17 protein-coding genes are annotated in these 19,105 nt (G+C 63.6%); 7 read left to right on the forward strand and 10 right to left on the reverse strand.

All coding sequences use genetic code 11. The annotated features are described in order from the left end of the window. Positions 1–74 precede the first annotated feature (74 nt). Positions 75–539, forward strand: a complete 465-nt coding sequence (locus IAE36_RS17225; RefSeq protein ID WP_201213687.1) for a MarR family winged helix-turn-helix transcriptional regulator — start codon at positions 75–77, stop codon at positions 537–539. A gap of 157 nt (positions 540–696) precedes the next feature. On the opposite strand, the gene guaA is transcribed toward IAE36_RS17225, so the two are convergent. From guaA to IAE36_RS17245, 4 genes are all read right to left on the reverse strand, one after another. Continuing rightward, positions 697–2,274 carry a glutamine-hydrolyzing GMP synthase gene (gene guaA, locus IAE36_RS17230; protein WP_028631457.1) on the reverse strand — a complete coding sequence of 526 codons (1,578 nt, stop codon included), beginning with the start codon at positions 2,272–2,274 and terminating at the stop codon, positions 697–699. Positions 2,275–2,400: 126 nt separating this feature from the next. Further along, positions 2,401–3,870 carry an IMP dehydrogenase gene (guaB, locus tag IAE36_RS17235; protein WP_028631458.1) on the reverse strand — a complete coding sequence of 490 codons (1,470 nt, stop codon included), beginning with the start codon at positions 3,868–3,870 and terminating at the stop codon, positions 2,401–2,403. A 150-nt stretch (positions 3,871–4,020) separates the two neighbouring features. Continuing rightward, a complete protein-coding gene (locus tag IAE36_RS17240) occupies positions 4,021–4,575 on the reverse strand; it encodes a hypothetical protein (protein ID WP_028631459.1) in 555 nt (184 codons plus the stop codon). Between the two features lie 51 nt (positions 4,576–4,626). Then, entirely contained in the window at positions 4,627–5,382 is a 756-nt protein-coding gene (locus IAE36_RS17245) for a sulfite exporter TauE/SafE family protein (RefSeq protein WP_201213688.1), read from the reverse strand. Positions 5,383–5,496: 114 nt separating this feature from the next. Here IAE36_RS17245 and IAE36_RS17250 point away from each other — a divergent pair, with 114 nt between their 5' ends. The 5 genes from IAE36_RS17250 (at position 5,497) to leuA (ending at position 11,485) form a co-directional block, all read left to right on the forward strand. Then, a complete protein-coding gene (locus tag IAE36_RS17250) occupies positions 5,497–6,384 on the forward strand; it encodes a LysR family transcriptional regulator (RefSeq protein WP_201213640.1) in 888 nt (295 codons plus the stop codon). Positions 6,385–6,434: 50 nt separating this feature from the next. After that, entirely contained in the window at positions 6,435–7,181 is a 747-nt protein-coding gene (locus IAE36_RS17255; RefSeq protein WP_201213641.1) for a transglutaminase-like domain-containing protein, read from the forward strand. Positions 7,182–7,260: 79 nt separating this feature from the next. Further along, on the forward strand, positions 7,261–8,640 hold the full coding sequence (xseA, locus tag IAE36_RS17260) for an exodeoxyribonuclease VII large subunit (RefSeq protein ID WP_201213642.1): 1,380 nt from the start codon (positions 7,261–7,263) through the stop codon (positions 8,638–8,640). A 3-nt stretch (positions 8,641–8,643) separates the two neighbouring features. Further along, the gene (locus tag IAE36_RS17265; RefSeq protein ID WP_201213643.1) at positions 8,644–9,471 is read left to right on the forward strand and encodes a M23 family metallopeptidase; all 828 of its coding nucleotides are present in this window, start codon (positions 8,644–8,646) and stop codon (positions 9,469–9,471) included. Between the two features lie 340 nt (positions 9,472–9,811). Then, positions 9,812–11,485, forward strand: a complete 1,674-nt coding sequence (leuA, locus tag IAE36_RS17270) for a 2-isopropylmalate synthase (RefSeq protein ID WP_028631465.1) — start codon at positions 9,812–9,814, stop codon at positions 11,483–11,485. A gap of 153 nt (positions 11,486–11,638) precedes the next feature. On the opposite strand, the gene IAE36_RS17275 is transcribed toward leuA, so the two are convergent. The 3 genes from IAE36_RS17275 to zwf are packed head-to-tail and all read right to left on the reverse strand — an operon-like array spanning position 11,639 to position 14,518. Further along, complete coding sequence (locus tag IAE36_RS17275) at positions 11,639–12,319, reverse strand: bifunctional 4-hydroxy-2-oxoglutarate aldolase/2-dehydro-3-deoxy-phosphogluconate aldolase (RefSeq protein WP_060483439.1); 681 nt, start codon at positions 12,317–12,319, stop codon at positions 11,639–11,641. Between the two features lie 17 nt (positions 12,320–12,336). Further along, positions 12,337–13,077 carry a 6-phosphogluconolactonase gene (gene pgl, locus IAE36_RS17280; protein WP_060483438.1) on the reverse strand — a complete coding sequence of 247 codons (741 nt, stop codon included), beginning with the start codon at positions 13,075–13,077 and terminating at the stop codon, positions 12,337–12,339. After that, a complete protein-coding gene (gene zwf / locus IAE36_RS17285; RefSeq protein ID WP_201163249.1) occupies positions 13,049–14,518 on the reverse strand; it encodes a glucose-6-phosphate dehydrogenase in 1,470 nt (489 codons plus the stop codon). The genes pgl and zwf overlap by 29 nt, the downstream gene beginning before the upstream one ends. Before the next feature lie 210 nt (positions 14,519–14,728). On the opposite strand from zwf, the gene hexR reads away from it, so the two are divergent. Then, positions 14,729–15,592, forward strand: a complete 864-nt coding sequence (hexR, locus tag IAE36_RS17290) for a DNA-binding transcriptional regulator HexR (protein WP_169774905.1) — start codon at positions 14,729–14,731, stop codon at positions 15,590–15,592. On the opposite strand, the gene IAE36_RS17295 is transcribed toward hexR, so the two are convergent. The 3 genes from IAE36_RS17295 to IAE36_RS17305 all read right to left on the reverse strand — a co-directional run bounded on the left by IAE36_RS17295 (position 15,585) and on the right by IAE36_RS17305 (position 19,105). Next, positions 15,585–16,439, reverse strand: a complete 855-nt coding sequence (locus IAE36_RS17295; protein ID WP_201213645.1) for a D-hexose-6-phosphate mutarotase — start codon at positions 16,437–16,439, stop codon at positions 15,585–15,587. The genes hexR and IAE36_RS17295 overlap by 8 nt on opposite strands. 116 nt (positions 16,440–16,555) lie before the next feature. After that, complete coding sequence (locus IAE36_RS17300) at positions 16,556–17,848, reverse strand: carbohydrate porin (protein WP_236403184.1); 1,293 nt, start codon at positions 17,846–17,848, stop codon at positions 16,556–16,558. A gap of 102 nt (positions 17,849–17,950) precedes the next feature. After that, positions 17,951–19,105: an ABC transporter ATP-binding protein gene (locus IAE36_RS17305; RefSeq protein WP_201213647.1), complete on the reverse strand. Its 1,155-nt coding sequence runs from the start codon at positions 19,103–19,105 to the stop codon at positions 17,951–17,953.

Raw genomic sequence — 19,105 nt, forward strand, 5'->3', positions numbered from 1 at the left:
CACTTGCAATTAAATCTATCGTCAATGTCTGTATGATTGCAACTGCAATGAACAGCCCTGACCTGGAAGAACCCATGACCATCCCGACGCCAGACCTCTGGTACAGCTTCATCCGTGCGCACCGCTGCCTCATCCGGGAAATCGAGCGGCGCCTGGCCGAACAGGGGCTGCCGCCCTACGCGTGGTACGACGCCTTGTGGGGAATCGAAAGCGGCCAAGCGGGCGCGAGGCGCATGCACGAACTGGCCGACGTCATGGCCATCGAACGCTACAACCTGACCCGCCTGGTCGACCGCCTGGAGAAGGAAGGCTACGTGGCCCGGGAGAAAGCGGCCGAGGACGGACGCGGTGCAATTGCCCGTATCACAGACAGCGGCCGGGACCTGCGCAAACGGATGTGGGCGGTGTACAAGCACTCCGTCGAAGAGCTGTTTCTGGTGGCATTCGACGAGGAACAACAGCGCGTCTTCGCCAGTGCATTGGAGCAGGCGAGCCGTAACGCTCGCCTGTCGCCAACACCCGGTCAGGCCAAGCGGTAGCGCGACAGCGCCTCGCTCACACTTGCAGTGCCCACTTCACTTGGCGACCTTCCTGTTGCTGTTTTGCTGAGTCAGCCCCAAAAAAACAAAAGCCCGCAATTACGCGGGCTTCAGGGCATTTTTTGCTAGATCGTGCCGGGCAGTGCCGGACGCAGGATCATTCCCACTCAATCGTCGCAGGCGGCTTGCTCGACACGTCGTAGGTCACCCGCGAAATACCTTCGATTTCGTTGATGATACGGCCGCTGACGGTTTCCAGCAGTTCGTACGGCAGGTGTGCCCAACGGGCGGTCATGAAGTCTACGGTTTCGACGGCGCGCAGCGCGACGACCCAGGCGTAACGACGGCCATCGCCTACCACGCCCACCGACTTCACCGGCTGGAACACCACGAAGGCCTGGCTGGTTTTGTGGTACCAGTCAGCCTTGCGCAGCTCTTCGATGAAGATATGGTCCGCACGGCGCAGGATGTCGGCGTATTCCTTCTTCACTTCGCCGAGGATGCGCACGCCCAGGCCCGGGCCTGGGAATGGGTGGCGGTAGACCATGTCGTACGGCAGGCCCAGTTCCAGGCCGATCTTGCGCACTTCGTCCTTGAACAGCTCACGCAGTGGCTCGACCAGCTTGAGGTTCATCTCTTCCGGCAGGCCACCCACGTTGTGGTGCGACTTGATCACGTGGGCCTTGCCGCTCTTGGCGCCAGCCGACTCGATCACGTCGGGGTAGATGGTGCCTTGGGCCAGGAACTGGATATTCGGCAGCTTGCTGGCTTCGGCATCGAAGATGTCGATGAAGGTGCGGCCGATGATCTTGCGCTTCTTCTCAGGGTCGGCTTCGCCGGCCAGGTTGTCGAGGAACTGCTTTTCGGCGTCGGCGCGGATCACCTTGACGCCCATGTTCTCCTTGAACATGGCCATCACCTGGTCGCCTTCGTGCAGGCGCAGCAGGCCGTTGTCGACGAACACGCAGGTCAGCTGGTCGCCGATGGCGCGGTGCAGCAGCGCCGCAACCACCGAGCTGTCAACGCCGCCGGACAGGCCCAGCAGGACGTTGGCCGAACCCACCTGCTCACGCACCTGGGCAATGGCGTCTTCAACGATGTTGGACGGGGTCCACAGGGCTTCGCAACCGCAGATGTCCTGCACGAAGCGGGACAGAATGCGACCGCCCTGCTTGGTGTGGGTCACTTCCGGGTGGAACTGCACGCCGTAGTAACCACGGTTGTCGTCGAACATGCCGGCGATCGGGCAGCTGGGGGTGCTGGCCAGCACGTGGAAGTCAGCCGGCATCTGGGTGACCTTGTCGCCGTGGCTCATCCACACGTCCAGGCCCAGCACGCCGTCAGCGTCGATATGGTCTTCGATGCCGTCGAGCAGGCGGCTTTTGCCTACCACGTCGACACGGGCGTAACCGAACTCACGCAGCTCGGAGCCTGCAACCTTGCCGCCCATCTGTTCGGCCATGGTCTGCATGCCGTAGCAGATGCCCAGCACGGGTACGTTCAGGTCGAACACTGCCTGCGGCGCACGGGGGCTGTTGGCTTCGTGAACCGACTCGGGGCCACCGGCGAGGATGATGCCGCGCGGGTTGAATTCGCGGATCGCTTCATCGTCCATGTCGAACGGGTGCAGTTCGCAGTACACACCGATCTCGCGCACGCGGCGGGCGATCAGCTGGGTGTACTGGGAGCCGAAATCGAGGATCAGGATACGGTGGGCGTGAATATCGAGGGCCATGGGGGAATCTCTGATTCAGCTGCGAGCTTGAAGCTGCAAGCTGCAAGTTGATCGGGGAACACGCGGCGGCTGCTGAACGCAGCCACCGCTTGGAGCTTGAAGCGCGAGGCTTACCGCTGGCGGCAATCAGCCGACGCGGTAGTTGGGGGCTTCCTTGGTGATCTGTACGTCGTGCACGTGGGACTCGGCCATGCCGGCACCGGTGATGCGCACGAACTCCGGCTTGGTGCGCATCTCTTCGATGGTCGCGCTGCCGGTATAGCCCATGGACGAACGCAGGCCGCCCATCAGCTGGTGGATGATCGCGGCCAGCGCGCCTTTGTACGGCACACGGCCTTCGATGCCTTCCGGTACCAGCTTCTCGGCACCGGCCGAGGAGTCCTGGAAGTAGCGGTCGGACGAGCCTTGCGCCTGCGCCATGGCACCCAGCGAGCCCATGCCGCGGTAAGCCTTGTAGGAACGGCCCTGGAACAGCTCGACTTCGCCTGGAGCCTCTTCGGTACCGGCAAACATCGAACCCATCATCACGCAGGACGCACCAGCAACGATGGCCTTGGACAGGTCACCGGAGAAGCGGATACCACCGTCGGCGATCAGCGGCACGCCTGTGCCTTCCAGCGCAGCGGCAACGTTGGCGATGGCGCTGATCTGCGGCACGCCGACACCGGCAACGATACGGGTGGTGCAGATGGAGCCTGGGCCGATACCGACCTTGACCGCATCGGCGCCCGCTTCGGCCAGGGCCTTGGCAGCAGCGCCAGTGGCGATGTTGCCGCCGATTACCTGCACGTGCGGGTAGGTTTCCTTGACCCAGCGAACGCGGTCGATCACGCCCTTGGAATGACCGTGGGCGGTGTCCACCACCACCACGTCCACGCCGGCGGCGACCAGGGCGGCTACGCGCTCACCGGTGTCCTTGCCAGTGCCGACTGCGGCGCCGACACGCAGGCGACCCTGGTCGTCCTTGCTGGCCAGCGGGTAGGCCTTGGCTTTTTCGATGTCCTTGACGGTCATCATGCCCTTGAGGCTGAACTTGTCGTCGACAATCAGCACCTTTTCAAGGCGGTGCTTGTGCAGCAGCTCGCGCACTTCGTTCTTGTTGGCGCCTTCGCGCACGGTGACCAGCCGCTCTTTGGGCGTCATCACGTCGCGGACCTTGGCGTCCAGGCGGGTTTCGAAACGCACGTCGCGGGAGGTGACGATACCGACCAGATCACCGTTCTCCAGCACCGGAACACCGGAGATGTTGTTCAGGCGGGTGAGGTCGAACAGGTCGCGCACGGTGGCGTCGGCTTCGATGGTGATCGGGTCCTTCACCACGCCAGCCTCGAACTTCTTGACCTTGCGCACTTCGCCGGCCTGCTGTTCGATGGTCATGTTCTTGTGAATGATGCCGATGCCGCCTTCCTGGGCCATGGCAATGGCCAGGCGCGCTTCGGTGACGGTGTCCATAGCGGCGGAGACCAGCGGAATGTTCAGCTCGATGCCACGGGTCAAACGGGTCTTGAGACTGACTTCATTGGGCAGTACCTCAGAGTAGCCAGGTACAAGGAGAATGTCGTCGAAGGTCAGGGCTTCTTGGCTGATACGCAGCATCGCGGGGGCTCCCGGGCGGGAAAAATGGAAGCGCGCCATTATACTGATGCACGGCGCGCCGCTCAATGTAAATCAAGCTTCAAGTTACAGGCGGCAGGCTACAGAACGGTGTGTGCCACAGGACCTAGGCCTTGACCGACTGGCACTGGCTTACGCCTTGGCGTTCACCTGCACCACTGCCACCGGCTGGTCGAGCCAGTCGGCGAAGTTGTCGAGGAACGCCTGGGTGAAGCCGGCCTCGCCCCAGTTATTGAACATGAAGCCCAGGTTCGAGAAGGCGCAGGGTTGCAGGAAGATGAAGCCATTGATGTCATCTTCGAACCCACACAGCGGGCAGGTGAAGTTGTCGCTGACCCCAGGCATCCACTCTTCGAGGCTTTCGAACAGCGGCTCGCCCACCTCGCGCCGGCATTCGGGGCAACCGGCTTCTTCAAGAAACCCCTCGGTGGGGGTGTAGATGCAGCGCTTGAGCATCACTTCAAGGCCGTTCACCGCCGTGCCAAATGGCAGCTTTTCGGGGTGAAGGGCCACCTTGCGTGCCCCTTCGGCCAGGGCATGGCCCATGCGGTTGCCGGCAACCCCGCAGGTGGTCAGTTGCTCCTCGACGACCTTTTCCCGCACCAACCAGCGCAGGATGGCACGGGCACGTGCCTCGTGCACGGGGACGGTAGACAGCCGGGGAACGATGATGCTCTGGGTATTCATGAACGGTACAGGCCTGGGAAGCTGCAAGGGTCGGGCTATTCTACCCCCTGCTCAGGTGCTCAGGTACCGGCCGATGAGCGCCAGGCCGCTGGCCAGTACCAGCCAGGTGACCAGCCGAACGAACGCTTCGCGCGACAAGCGACAGGCGAGCCTGCGCCCGCACCACAGACCAACGAACATCACTGGCAGCAAGCACAGGGCAAGCATCAGCAACCCCTTGTCGGCATACACCCCGGCGAGCATGAACAGCGACAGCCGTACCACCGTGCTGCAACTGATCAAGGCGCTCTGAGTGGCACGCACCTGCTCCTTGGCCTCCAGCCGCGCGCTCAGGTAGAGGGCGTAGAGAAACCCGCCACTGCCGAACAGCGCCCCGAACAAACCGCCCACCGTACCCATCGGCGCCGCCCACCAGCCCGCCAGGGTGGCCGGCCGCACCTTTACCGCCAACCCGTACAGCGCATACCCCGTCACGAACAGCCCCATCAACAGCAACAGCACGTCCGACTTGAGCTTCAGCAGGAACACCACGCCCAAGGTACAACCAATGGCCATGAACGGCAGCAGCCGCAGCAACTCGCCACGCACTACATCGCGGCGCGAGGGCAGCAGGTTGCCCAGGGCTGCCACGAAGTCCAGCAACACCAGCAGCGGGATGATCCGGGACAGCGGCATGAAGTTGATCAGAATGGGCCCGGCCACCAGCGCGGTACCAAAACCGGCAATGCCGAATACCACATAGGCCGCAGCCACTCCCAGCAGGATGGGCAGCCAGCCGAGCGGGCTGAACGGCAGTTGGGCGAGCAGGTCAGCGAGCATCCGGGCCACACCTTCTAGTCATTTCAACCTACCTTAACCAGACCACAGGCATGCCGGCTAATATCCAATATCGCCACCCGCCATCTCGAAACGGCATAGCCCATGATCTCTACCCGCCAATTACGCTACTTCGTCGAAATCGCCGAAAGCGGCAGCTTCAGCGCCGCTGCCGAACGCCTGTACATTGCCCAGTCAGCCCTCAGCCGCCAGGTGAAGGAACTGGAGCAGCAACTGGGCACGCCGTTGTTCGAGCGCACCGCCCGCCTGCCTCACCTGACGGCCGCTGGCGCGGCGTTCCTACCGCGTGCGCGCAACGTGCTGCAAGACCTGGAAAAAGCGGGTGACCTGGCCCGCGCGGTCGGCCAGGGCCTGCGTGGCAGCCTGCGGCTCAGCCATTCCAGCACCGTGCCGCTGACCGGGCTGCTGTTGCAACGCCTAAGTGGCTACCTGCAGGAAAACCCAGAGGTGTGCATGGAAATCGCCCAGCTGTCCTCTGAAGGCCAGCTAGAAGAGCTGGCCCACGGGCGCCTGGATATCGGAATGCTGCGGCTGCCGGTACTGCGCCAACACGAAGGGGTATGCATCGAGCCACTGTTCGATGAGCCGCTGTTATTGGCGGTGGCGGGCCACCACGCCCTGGCCAACCGAAAAAGCATTGGCCTGAACGAGCTGCGTGAGCAACCGTTCATCTCCATCCCCCATCACCAGCGCGGCGGGTTGAGCTACCTGTCGGCAGAACTGTGCATGGCCGCCGGGTTCTTCCCACGGCCGGCCCAGGTGGTTTCGCGCAAGACCACCCAGTTGCAACTGATTCAGGCCGGGTTCGGGGTGGCGTTGCTGCCGCGGTGCATGCAAGACATCGCCCCCGCTGCACTGCGGTTCATCCCTGTGAACGACCACGGTTGCGTCAGTACGGTGGCGGTTGCCTACCGTCGGGATGCCGGGGCACTGGTGAGGCAATTCAAGGATCACCTGGGCGGCGGCGCTTGACCTTGAAGTAGCTACAGGGTCCACGCTAGGCAAAACACGGAGGTTTTGCAATGAGCATGCAACAGCATTATCTGCAGCCCACGCCGATACTCGACTTCGACGCGCCGGCAATCAGCCGCCTGATTGAAACCCGCGGCTGGCGACAGCTGCCGCCGCAGCGTGGCGCCCAGGCAGTCTACGAGTTTTGCCGCGACGAGATTCTGTTCGGCTACAACGCCGGTGCCGACAGCACACCTGCGTCAGTAACCCTCGAAGAGGGGCTGGGTCACTGCAATACCAAATCGACCCTGCTGATGGCCTTGCTGCGTGCCCTGGGCATCCCTTGCAGGCTACGCGGCTTCACCATCGACAAGCGCCTGCAAAAAGGGGCGCTGACAGCATTTGTCTACTGGCTGGCGCCCCAGGAAATCCTGCACACCTGGGTCGAAGTTTTGCTGGATGGCAGCTGGGTGGTACTGGAGGGAGTGATTCTCGACCAACAGTACCTGCAGGCCGTGCAGGCCCGGTTTAGCGATTGCCGGCATGCTTTCGTGGGGTATGCGGTGGCCACTCCGTCCCTGGCCGAGCCACCTGTTCAATGGACCGGGCGCGACACCTACATACAACGCGAGGGCATTGCCCGCGAACTGGGGCTATATGCTTCGCCCGATGCGTTCTATCGCGAGCACAACACCAACCTCAGCGGGGTCAAAGGTTGGTTGTACCGGCACTTTTTCCACCGGCAGCTGAACGCTAACGTGCAACGGATTCGCGCAGGCGCAAAGGGTGAGCGGCCCTGCGACCACGCCGGTCAATGACCCGCTTGCAAGCACTCGGCAACTGGCAACTACGACACAGGCACGACACCCTGCCCCGCTATCCTTTATAGTGCCGCCCATGATCAGAGACCCTTTCGAACGCCTCGGCCTTGACCGGGAAGTGCTCACCGTTAGCCAACTCAACGGCCGCGCCCGGGTGCTGCTGGAAGACGTATTCCGCAGCGTGTGGGTGGAGGGTGAAATCTCCAACCTTGCCCGCCCTGCCTCCGGGCACATGTACTTTACCCTCAAGGACAGCGGCGCCCAGGTGCGCTGTGCGCTGTTCCGGCAAAACGCCACGCGGGTGCGACAGGCATTGCGCGATGGCCTGGCAGTGCGCGTGCGCGGCAAGGTTTCGTTGTTCGAGGGGCGCGGTGACTACCAGCTCATTCTCGACACGGTCGAGCCGGCCGGTGACGGCGCGTTGCGCCTGGCCTTCGAGGCACTGAAAGAAAAACTCGGCGCCGAGGGGCTGTTCAGCACCGAGCGCAAGCAACCCCTGCCGGCCCACCCGCAGCGCATCGGCATCGTGACCTCCCCCACCGGTGCGGTGATCCGCGACATCATCAGCGTGTTCGCCCGGCGTGCACCCCAGGTGGAACTGAACCTGATCCCCACTGCCGTGCAGGGCCGCGATGCCATCGCGCAGATCGTGCGGGCCCTGCGCCTGGCCGACAGCCAGGGCTTCGATGCGTTGATCCTGGCCCGCGGCGGCGGCTCGCTGGAAGACCTGTGGTGCTTCAACGAAGAAGCCGTAGCGCGGGCCGTGGCCGCCTGCCGCACCCCTGTCGTGAGCGCCGTAGGCCACGAAACGGACGTCTCGATCAGTGACTTTGTCGCCGATGTACGCGCCCCGACCCCCTCGGCTGCCGCCGAATTGCTGGCCCCTGACAGCAGCGGCCTGCAACATCGCCTCGATGGCCTGCAACGGCGCCTGCTGTTGCGCATGCAGAACCGCCTGGCCCATGACCGCCTGCGCGTCGAGTCGCTGGCCCGGCGCCTGCGCCACCCAGGCGAGCGCCTGCGCCAACAGGCCCAGCGCCTGGACGACCTGGACATGCGCCTGCGCCGTGCATTCACGCACACCCTCAACCAGCGCCGCGAACGCATGGTGCGCCTGGAAACCCGGCTGGCCGCGCAGCACCCCGGGCGTGCACTGAAGTTGCTCGGCCAGCGCCTGGACAGCCTGGCCGAGCGCCTGCCACGTGCCATGCGCGACGTGCTCAAAGACCGCCGGCAGCGTTTTCAGGCACAACTGCAGACCCTGCAGGTGGTCAGCCCGCTGGCCACCCTGGCACGCGGCTACAGCATCCTGCTGGACGAACGCGGCCAGGCCGTGCGCAGCGCCGAGCAGACCCACAACGGCCAGCGCCTGACGGCCCGTCTCAACGAAGGCGAGCTGCACGTACGCGTCGAAGACAACCACCTAACCCCGGTCACCCTCTCTTTACTGGACTGACACATGCCACGTCTGCTCGCCCCCCTGTTTGCCCTTACCCTCACGCTGCTGGCGACCGGCGCCCAGGCCAGCTACATCACCCGCACCCTCGACAAGCCGGTGCCCGGTGGCGTTGCCGTGGTCGACCTCGGCCCGGCCGCCAGCGCCCCCAGTGCGCGCTTCGACGGCAAACCGGTACTGGTGGTGAAGGAGCAGGGCAACTGGCTGGCGATCGTGGGCATACCGCTTACCCAGAAGCCCGGCAGCGCTGTGCTGCAGCAAGGCAGCCGCAACCTGCCGTTCACCGTCGGCACCAAGCAGTACCCCGAGCAGCGCATCACCCTCAAGAACACCCGCCAGGTAAACCCTAACCCGGCCGACCTCAAGCGGATCGACCGCGAGCTGGCCGAACAGATCAAGGCCTACCGCAGCTTCAGCCCTGGCCTGCCCAGCAACCTGATCCTCGACAAGCCGGTGAATGGGCCGCTGTCGAGCAAGTTCGGCGTGCGCCGCTTCTTCAATGGCGAAGAGCGCAACCCGCATGCTGGCCTGGACTTCGCCGTACCAGCCGGCACGCCCATCAAGACACCCGCCAACGGCAAGGTGATCTTGGTGGGGGACTATTTCTTCAACGGCCGCACTGTGTTCGTCGACCATGGGCAGGGCTTCATCAGCATGTTCTGCCATATGTCCAAGATCGATGTGAAGGTTGGCCAGCCGTTGCGGCGCGGGGACGTGGTGGGGCGCGTGGGCTCGACCGGGCGTGCGACCGGGCCGCACATGCACTGGAATGTCAGCCTGAACGATGCGCGGGTGGACCCGGCCATTTTCATCGGCGCGTTTCAGCCCTGAGATCGACGGCGCGGCGAGCATGCCCATACTTCCCTCGATTTGCGCCATCGAAAAATACCCAGCAAAAATACAAAATCCTGAGCCGGATTAGTGCCATAAAATCTCGCAAAATGGCTTTTTTTAAGCATTCCTCTCAATTTTTTTCAAGCGCTTGCCATCCCCCACCCCACTGGTTAGGGTTGAGGGCATGAAAACCTTCAGCACCCTCATTCTGCTCCGACAACATCGCAGCCTTTGCCTGGTCAGCGCTCGACTACCAGGCTGAATCGCGTCGCCTCGCCCCTTACCTCGTTATTGCCCGGCAGGCCCGACCTCGGCCGCACACAAAAGGATTGCTTCCATGACCATGCTCAAAGACCCTTCGAAGAAATACCGCGCGTTCCCGACCATCGACCTGCCTGACCGTACCTGGCCGTCGAAAACCATCACTGCCGCGCCCATCTGGTGCAGCTCGGACCTGCGTGATGGCAACCAGTCGCTGATCGAGCCGATGGACGCGGAGAAGAAGCTGCGTTTCTGGAAGACCTTGGTGCAAGTCGGCGTGAAGGAAATCGAAGCCTCGTTCCCGTCCGCCTCGCAGACTGATTTCGACTTCGTGCGTACGTTGATCGAAGACGGCCACATCCCGGATGACACCACCATTCAGGTGCTCACCCAGGCCCGTGAAGACCTCATCGCCCGTACCTTCGAGTCGCTGCGCGGTGCCAAGAAGGCCATCGTTCACCTGTACAACGCCACCTGCCCGGCCTTCCGCCGCATCGTCTTCAACCAGGACAAGCAGGGCGTGAAGGACATCGCGGTGAACGCGGCCAAACTGTTCGTCAAATATGCTGCCCAGCAGCCGGAAACCCACTGGACCTTCCAGTACTCGCCCGAAACCTTCAGCGCGACCGAGATGGAATTCGCCAAGGAAGTGTGCGATGCGGTGATCGAGGTGTGGAACCCCACCCCTGAGCACAAGCTCATCCTCAACCTGCCGGCCACCGTGGAAGTTGCCACGCCGAACATCTACGCCGACCAGATCGAGTGGTTCTGCCGCAACATCAACCGCCGCGACAGCGTGATCATCAGCCTGCACTGCCACAACGACCGTGGCACCGGCATCGCCGCCACCGAACTGGGGCTGATGGCCGGCGCCGACCGTGCCGAGGGCTGCCTGTTCGGCAACGGCGAGCGTACCGGCAACGTCGACCTGGTCACCCTGGCCCTCAACCTCTACACCCAGGGTATCGACCCGTTGCTGGACTTCTCCGACATCGACGGCGTGCGCAAGGTCGTGGAAGAGTGCAACCAGCTGCCGGTTCACCCGCGCCATCCGTATGTGGGTGACCTGGTACACACCGCCTTCTCCGGCTCGCACCAGGATGCTATCCGCAAGGGCCTGGCCAAACAGCAGGAAGGCGCATTGTGGGAGGTGCCTTACCTGCCGATCGACCCGGCCGATATCGGCCGCAGCTACGAGGCCGTCATCCGTGTGAACAGCCAGTCGGGCAAAGGTGGCATCACCTACCTGCTCGAACAGGAATACGGCATCAGCCTGCCGCGCCGCATGCAAATCGAGTTCAGCCAGGTGGTACAGGGTGAAACCGACCGTCTGGGCCTGGAAATGACCGCCCAGCAGATCTACAGCCTGCTGCACAAGGAATACCTCCAGGCCAACGCGCCTTATGCCTTGGTCAGCCACCGCCTGCAGGAAGAAAACGGCCACAGCGCCGTGGAAGTGGAAGTTGCCGGCGAAGGCGAAACCACCCTGCACTGGCGCGGCAAGGGCAATGGCGCCCTGGAAGCCCTGGTGGCAGGCCTGCCAGTGGCCGTGGAAATCATGGACTACAACGAGCACGCCATTGGCGCGGGCACCAATGCCAAGGCCGCGGCGTACATCGAGCTGCGTGTGGCAGGTGGTCGCCCGGTGCACGGTGTGGGCATCGATGAAAACATCACCACAGCCAGCTTCAAAGCCCTGTTCAGCGCGCTGAACCGCTCGCTGAGCCAGCAGCAAGCCAAGGCGGCCTGATCAGCCATCGCGAGCCACCTCGCTCCACCGGATGCCCCACTTACCGGCAGGAGCGAGCAAAGCTTGCGATGCGCCGCCTGCGGCGCACCTTCCCCAGGCCAAAAAAAAGGGCGCCGACCAAGCGCCCTAAAAGCCGTAAAGCACACAACAAATTCAGTTGCCTTCAACCAGGGCCATCGCCTCAGCGCTGCAGGCCTGGATCCGCGCCCAGTCGCCGTTCTTGACCCAGCTGCTGTCCAGCATCCAGGTGCCCCCCACGCACATCACATTCGGCAGCGCCATGTAATTGCGCACATTGGCCGGGTTCACGCCGCCCGTTGGGCAGAAACGGATATCGCCGAACGGCCCGCCGAACGCCTTGATCGCGGCAACCCCGCCACTGATCTCTGCCGGGAACAGCTTGAAGCGGCGATAGCCCAGCGCATAACCCATCATGATCTCGGACGGTGTGCTGATACCCGGCAGCAGCGGTATCTCGCTCTCCACACCCGCCAGCAGGATGTCCTGGGTAATGCCGGGGGTCACCACGAACTGGGCACCGGCAGCCTCGACCGCGGCAAACATTTTACGATCGAGCACGGTACCTGCGCCCACGCACAGCTCTGGGCGCTGCTCACGCAACACCTGAATGGCCTTCAGCCCGTGCTGCGAGCGTAGCGTTACTTCCAGGGTACGGATGCCACCTGCTGCCAGTGCGTCAGCCAGTGGCAGGATGTCTTGCTCACGGGCAATGGTAATCACCGGCAGGATGCGCGCCGCTTCGCAGATGGCATCGACCCGGTCGGCTTTCCCGGCCATGGAAAGCAGGGGCTGTGGGCGTTCAAGGGTGGTCATGACTGTGGATCCTTGGCTCATGGGCACCAGTAGATGTCCAGGGGGGCATGTAGAAAGGCGCGAATCGGCATTTGCGCGAGGTCGTTGCCAGCCAGCGCGGCGCGCAGGGTAGCGAGTTTGCCCTGCCCTTGCACGGACAGCGCAGTGAAAGCGGCGCCCGCCAGCAGCGAGCGGGTCATGGACAGCCGCTGGTGCGGTACCACCGGCGCGAGCATTGGCAAACAGCGACGCGGGTGGGTTGTGTCCAGGCCAAGAGCCAGGTTGGGGCTGCCGGGAAATAGCGAGGCGGTGTGCCCGTCATCCCCCATGCCCAGCACCAACACGTCGATCGGCGGCAGCTCGGCCAATGCCTGGTCGGCCAGCTCGGCGGCCGCCTCGAGGTTGGGCGCCTGCTGGTACAGGCCGAGGAAGCGGGCCTTGGCAGCAGCCCCCTTGAACAGATGCCGGGCCAGTAGCCCGGCGTTGCTGTCCGCATGTTCGACCGGCACCCAGCGCTCATCGGCCAGGCTGACCGTGACGTTGTTCCAGTCCAGAGGCTGGCCGGCCAGTTGTTCCAGGAAAGCCACCGGGCTGCGCCCACCCGACAGCACCACGCAGGCATGCCCATTGGCAGCAATGGCGGCGCGCAGGCGTGCAGCCACGTCTTCGGCCAGGGTGGCAGCCAGGGTACGGGCATCTGCCAGGGCGTGCGCTGTAGCGCTCGCGGGCAGTTGCAGTTCAGATATTGCCTCAGATGTCGCCATACCAGGCCCTCCCATCGCGTGTGATCAATGCAATCGAGCTCATCGGCCCCCAACTGCCGGCCGCATAAGGCTTGGGGGCGTCACCGGCGTTACGCCAGCCGGCGATCAGCTGGTCGCACCACTGCCAGGCGTGCTCGATCTCATCCTTGCGCACGAACAGGTTCTGGTTGCCACGCATCACTTCGAGCAACAAGCGCTCGTAGGCATCCGGAATCCGCGCACTGCGCCAGGCATCGGAAAAATTCAGCTGCAACGGGCCGCTGCGCAATTGCATGCCCTTGTCCAGCCCCTGCTCCTTGGTCATGACCCGCAACGAAATACCTTCGTCAGGCTGCAGGCGAATGATCAGCTTGTTCCCCACCTGCAAACGTTGTTCCGGGGCAAAGATATAGTGGGGCGTCTCCTTGAAGTGGATGACGATCTGCGACAGTTTTTGCGGCATGCGCTTGCCGGTACGCAGGTAGAACGGCACACCCGACCAGCGCCAGTTGCGGATGTCGGCGCGCAAGGCCACGAACGTTTCGGTGTCGCTCTGGGCGTTGGCGTTGTCTTCTTCAAGGTAACCGGGTACCGGCTTGCCATCGCTGTAGCCGGCAATGTACTGGCCGCGCACCACACGGGTGCTCAGCCCATCGCCGGTGATCGGGGCCAGTGCCTTTAGCACCTTTACCTTCTCGTCGCGGATGGCGTCTGCAGACAGCTCGCTGGGCGGGTCCATGGCGATCAGGCACAGCAGTTGCAGCAGGTGGTTCTGGATCATGTCGCGCAGCTGCCCGGCCTTGTCGAAGTACCCCCAGCGGCCTTCGATGCCGACCTTCTCGGCCACGGTGATTTCCACGTGGGAGATGGAGTTCTGGTTCCACTGGGTTTCGAACAGGCTGTTGGCAAAGCGCAGGGCAATCAGGTTCTGCACCGTTTCCTTGCCCAGGTAGTGGTCGATGCGGTACACGCGGTTTTCCGGGAAGAACCGCGCCACGGCGTCGTTGACCCGGCGCGACGACTCAAGGTCGTGCCCAATGGGCTTTTCAAGCACCACCCGGGTGCGCGCACTGAGGCCTGCGTTGTCCAGGTTTTCGCAGATCGCCCCGTACACCGCGGCGGCAGTGGCAAAGTAGGCAATCAACGGCTGCTCGCCCGGCACCTGCTCGGCCAGGGCCTGGTAACCCTCGGGCTGAAGAAAATCCAGGTGCTGGTAATGCAGCCGGGCCAGGAAGCGAGCGAGTGCCACCGGCTCCAGGTCCGCTTGCGCCACGTGCTGGCGCAGGTGCGCTTCGATGGTGTTCAGGTGGTCCTGGGCGCTGCCCGCCTCACGGGCCAGCGCCAGCAGGCGCGTCTGGGGGTGCAGCAGGTTGGCCCGGTCGAGTTGGTACAGCGCAGGAAACAGCTTGCGCAGCGCCAGGTCGCCCAAGGCGCCAAACAGGGCAAAGGTGCAAGGTTCGACACTGATTGCAGCCATGATGTTGGTTCTTTCCTAAAGTTGGACTAGGAATACCGCTTTCACATACGGTTTTCAAGGGCTAATGTAGTAAAAACCACAACATTAGACAGAAGTACGACAGACAAGTGGTGCGCAACCCGCACCGCCAGTACGATAGACGACCGTGCAAAAGGCCTGCTGCTCCCACAGCCGCCTGTCTTCCCGACCCAAGGACACCCCATGGACCGCGTGAGAAACCTCCTGGAACAGATCCAGGGACGCCTCGACGAGCTGAACAAGGCCGAACGCAAAGTCGCCGAAGTCATTCTGCTCAACCCGCAACAAGCCACCCGTTTCAGCATCGCTGCACTGGCCCAGGCGGCCAAGGTCAGCGAGCCTACCGTCAACCGCTTCTGCCGTTCGTTCGGCGTCAGCGGCTACCCCGAACTCAAGCTCCAGCTGGCGCAGAGCCTGGCCAGCGGCGCCGCCTATGTCAGCCGGGCGGTGGAGGCCGACGATGACCCGGCGGCCTATACTCAGAAGATCTTCGCCAGCGCCATCGCTTCGCTCGACAGCGCCTGCCAGCAGCTCGACCCGCAGCAAGTCAGCCGCGCCGTGGACATGATGATCCAGGCCCGGCAGATCCATTTCTTCGGCCTGGGCGCCTCTGCCCCGGTGGCGCTGGACGCCCAGCACAAGTTCTTCCGCTTCAACCTGGCCGTGTCGGCCCACGCCGACGTGCTGATGCAACGCATGCTGGCCTCGGTGGCGCATACCGGCGACCTGTTCGTGATCATTTCCTACACCGGGCGTACCCGCGAACTGGTCGAGGTGGCGCGCCTGGCGCGGGAAAACGGCGCCTCGGTACTGGGCCTGACTGCTGCCGGTTCGCCGCTGGCCAATGCCTGCAGCCTCAGCCTGCACATTCCGCTGCCCGAGGACACCGACATCTACATGCCCATGACCTCGCGCATCATCCAGCTGACCGTACTCGACGTACTGGCCACCGGCATGACCCTGCGCCGTGGTGTGGACTTCCAGCCGCACCTGCGCAAGATCAAGGAAAGCCTCAACGCCAGCCGCTACCCCATCGAGGACGACGAGCTCAACTGAGCCGGTGCGCCTGCAGGCTCAGGTGCGCGCGCTGCCCCGGTGCCAGGCTCAGGCCTTCGTCACTGCCGCTGGCCGCTTCGACGCACACGAAGCGCTGGCACTCGCGGCCCGTCACACCCAGTAAAGGCCGGCTGCCCGGGTGCCAGACCACCGTGTCATCGCTGTCACCGGTGTCGATGCACAGCTCGCGCTGCCAGGCCGGGTCCTGCAATTGCACCCGGGGTATGCCCGGGTACACCCGCTGGCAGCCGCCCTTGAGCTTCAAGGCGCCACCCTGGCGGCAGGCCTGACGGCTGAGCCGGTCATACCCTTCGATGTCTTCCAGCCCGGACAGCGCTATCTCGGACACGTCACTGATACGCCAATACGCCAGCAGCGCATGGCTCAGCTGGCAAGGCTCGCTGTCCTGGTGCTCGGTGCTCAGGCTTAGCTCCATGCGGCTGCCCAGCCGGGCGTGCAGGTCCACCTGCCAATCGCACAGTTCCAGCCGCCACCTGAGGCTGACCCCTTGCTCGTCCTCCTGGCTGTCCATCAGCTTCCAGTCCAGCAAACGCGCCCAGCCATGGGCTGGCCACAGATCCTCGCTAGGGTGGCGGCCATACCACGGCCAGCACACCGGCACACCGCCGCGGATGGCACCCACCTGTGGCCATTGCTCGGCGCACCACAGCCAGGGCCGTTCGCCTGCCGGTTGGAAGTGCAGCAGTTGCGCGCCTTGGCGGCTGAACACCGCCTGGCAGCGGGGGTGATCGATGACCAGCACATCACGCTGCTGGTAACGCTCCCACTCGAACGTCGGCCGCGGCCGCTGCGAGGCAAAGAAGCGATGAAGCGGATGTTCCGGCATGGTTCAGGGCTCTTGTTGTTTGAGGTAGCGCTGTCTCGGCCTGCCCCGCTACCCACTGCTGGGCAGTGGGTAGCGGGCGCCAAAAAGGGATTGGCGTAAATTTACAACAAATGGCTTCAGAATGACGACTGAATCTTCAGGCCTGCGACCAGCGCGTTATCCACTTCGTCCACCCCGCCCGGGCTCTTGATGTACTGCAGGTTGGGGCGCACGGTCAGCCAGTTGGTCACGTGGAAACCGTAGTACAGCTCGGCGTTGTACTCGGTGCGCTGCAGTGGCACGAAGCCCGGGTTGTCGTAATCGTCGATGCCGCTTTGCGCGTTGAGCTGCTGCGCGCGCTTGCGCACATCGTCGTTGACATGGATACGCGCGATACCAAAGCCGATGTCGTCTTTGGGGCGTGCATCGAACGCGCCTTTGTACACCATGCCCACCTGCTGGTAGTTGTCCACCACGTTGGTGGCCTTGTCATGCACGGTGAAGTTGGCGAACAGGCTGAGGCCACGGTTGACGTCCCCGGCCTGGGCCGTGACTTGCTGCTGCGCCACCACCCACCAGCCATGCTTGCTGGAATGGGACTTGAAGCCCGACCCACTGATGCCCTGGGCATTGCCGTTCACGTCCTTGTAAACGTCCTGGGCGTCGGCAGTGCTGTAGTAGTAACCCAGGCGGTACTCGCCCGGCAGGCCGTTGACCTTGGGCGACCAGACCATTTCCACCGGCAGGATCGCCCCCTTGGTGCCGCTGCCGCTGAGCTTGAAGCCATTGCCGGTTTCCAGGTTGGAGGGGTTCTGCTCGTACGCGCCCACCTGCACGAAGAACTCCGGCGTGATGTTGTACTTGACCCGCAGCGCCCACTGGCTCACCGGCCAGTTGTACCAGATGCCGCCCACCCAGTTACCCACCTGCGAGCCGCAGAATGACAGGTTCTGGAAGTCGCACGGGAAGCTGTTGAAGTCCTCGCCCTCGCCAAACCGGCCGAATTTCACGTCAAGTGCGCCATCGAAGTACTTCTGCTTGACCCACATCTGGGTCAGGCGCCAGGTCTGGCCACGGCCCCATACTTCCTGCACCGAGCTGAACTGCCCGGCGCGCGGGTCGCTGATGCGGTCGTTGGACAGGTTGCGGCCGCTACGCTCGGTGATCGCCAGCTTGAACTCGGCATCGTGCCAGCCAAGAATCTTTTGCAGGTCCAGGTGCGCGCCCAGGGCAAACTGATCGCTGTAGCGCGCCGTCTTGTCGTGGTTGTAGCCGCCGCGCAGGTTACCGGCCACCTCCCCCACGTAGTCGACGGTGAAGTCGTAGCCCTTGTCGAGCAGCTCGGTACGGGTGCCACCCCAGTCCCCGGTCATCCATTTGGATTCACTGGAAAAGGCCTCGGCAGCTTGAGCGGCAGTGCTGCAGGCCATTGCCAGCGGTGCCAACAGGGCCAGTGAGCCCCAGGCGGTGGTGCGTTTGCGCTGTTCCATCCCTTTACGTCCTCTTTTTTCTTATTTGATGGTGTTGACGAGTCAACGGCCCGTACTGGCAGCCGCGTTGTCCATTACGCTTGCGGTGGTGCTGGCCAGGCGCAGCCGTTCGCCGCTTGCAGCGTCGAACAGCAGCACCCGTGCCGGGTCGAATTGCAGGGCAAGCGTGTCACCCACCCGGCACGCCACATCCGGCGCCAGTCGGCAACACACCTTGGTCTGGTTGAGGGTGACGAACACCAGCAGGTCGGGGCCGGTGGGTTCGGTAACCTGCACCTCGGCGCGGATGCCGGGCAGGCCATTGCCCTGCGCACCGCCCAAGGCGATCTGCTCGGGGCGGATACCCAATATGATCTCGCGCCCTTCCAGCTCGGCAGCAGCGCCGGGCAACGGCAATTCGCAACGCGCCTGGCCACTGTCCAGCACGGCCACCAGGCAGCCGCCCTGCGCCGTCACCCGCACGGGCACGAAGTTCATGGGCGGCGAGCCGATGAAGCTGGCGACGAACTGGTTGGCCGGGTCGTTGTAGATCTGCTGCGGGGTGCCGAACTGCTGGATGATGCCGTCCTTCATCACCGCCACCTTGTCACCCAGGGTCATGGCCTCGATCTGGTCGTGGGTGACATACACGGTGGTGGTCTTCAGGCGCTGGTGCATCAGTTTCATTTCGGTGCGCATCTCTACGCGCAGCTTGGCATCGAGGTTGGACAGCGGCTCATCGAACAGGTAGATCTTCGGCCTGCGCGCCAACGCACGGCCCATGGCCACCCGCTGCTGCTGGCCGCCCGACAGCTGCGCGGGCTTGCGCGCCAGCAGGTGCTCGATCTGCAGCAGCTTGGCCACCCGCGCCACCTCTTCGTCGATGGCCGCCTGGGGCATCTTGCGGATCTTCAGGCCGAACTCGATGTTTTCCCGCACGCTCATGGTGGGGTACAGCGCATAGGACTGGAACACCATGGCGATGTCGCGGTCCTTGGGGCTCATGCCGCTGACGTCCTGCTGGTCGATCAGAATGGCGCCGCCAGTGATCTGCTCAAGGCCAGCGATGCAGTTCATCAGCGTGGATTTACCGCAGCCCGAAGGCCCTACCAGAATCAGAAACTCCCCGTCCTTGATGGCCAGCTGAATGTCCTTGAGGGTGTCAGGCAGGCCGCTGCCGTAGGTCTTGTTCACATTGCGAAGTTCGAGCGTTGCCAT

The sequence above is a fragment of the Pseudomonas sp. S36 genome, from assembly GCF_016647875.1.
GTDB lineage: Bacteria > Pseudomonadota > Gammaproteobacteria > Pseudomonadales > Pseudomonadaceae > Aquipseudomonas > Aquipseudomonas parafulva.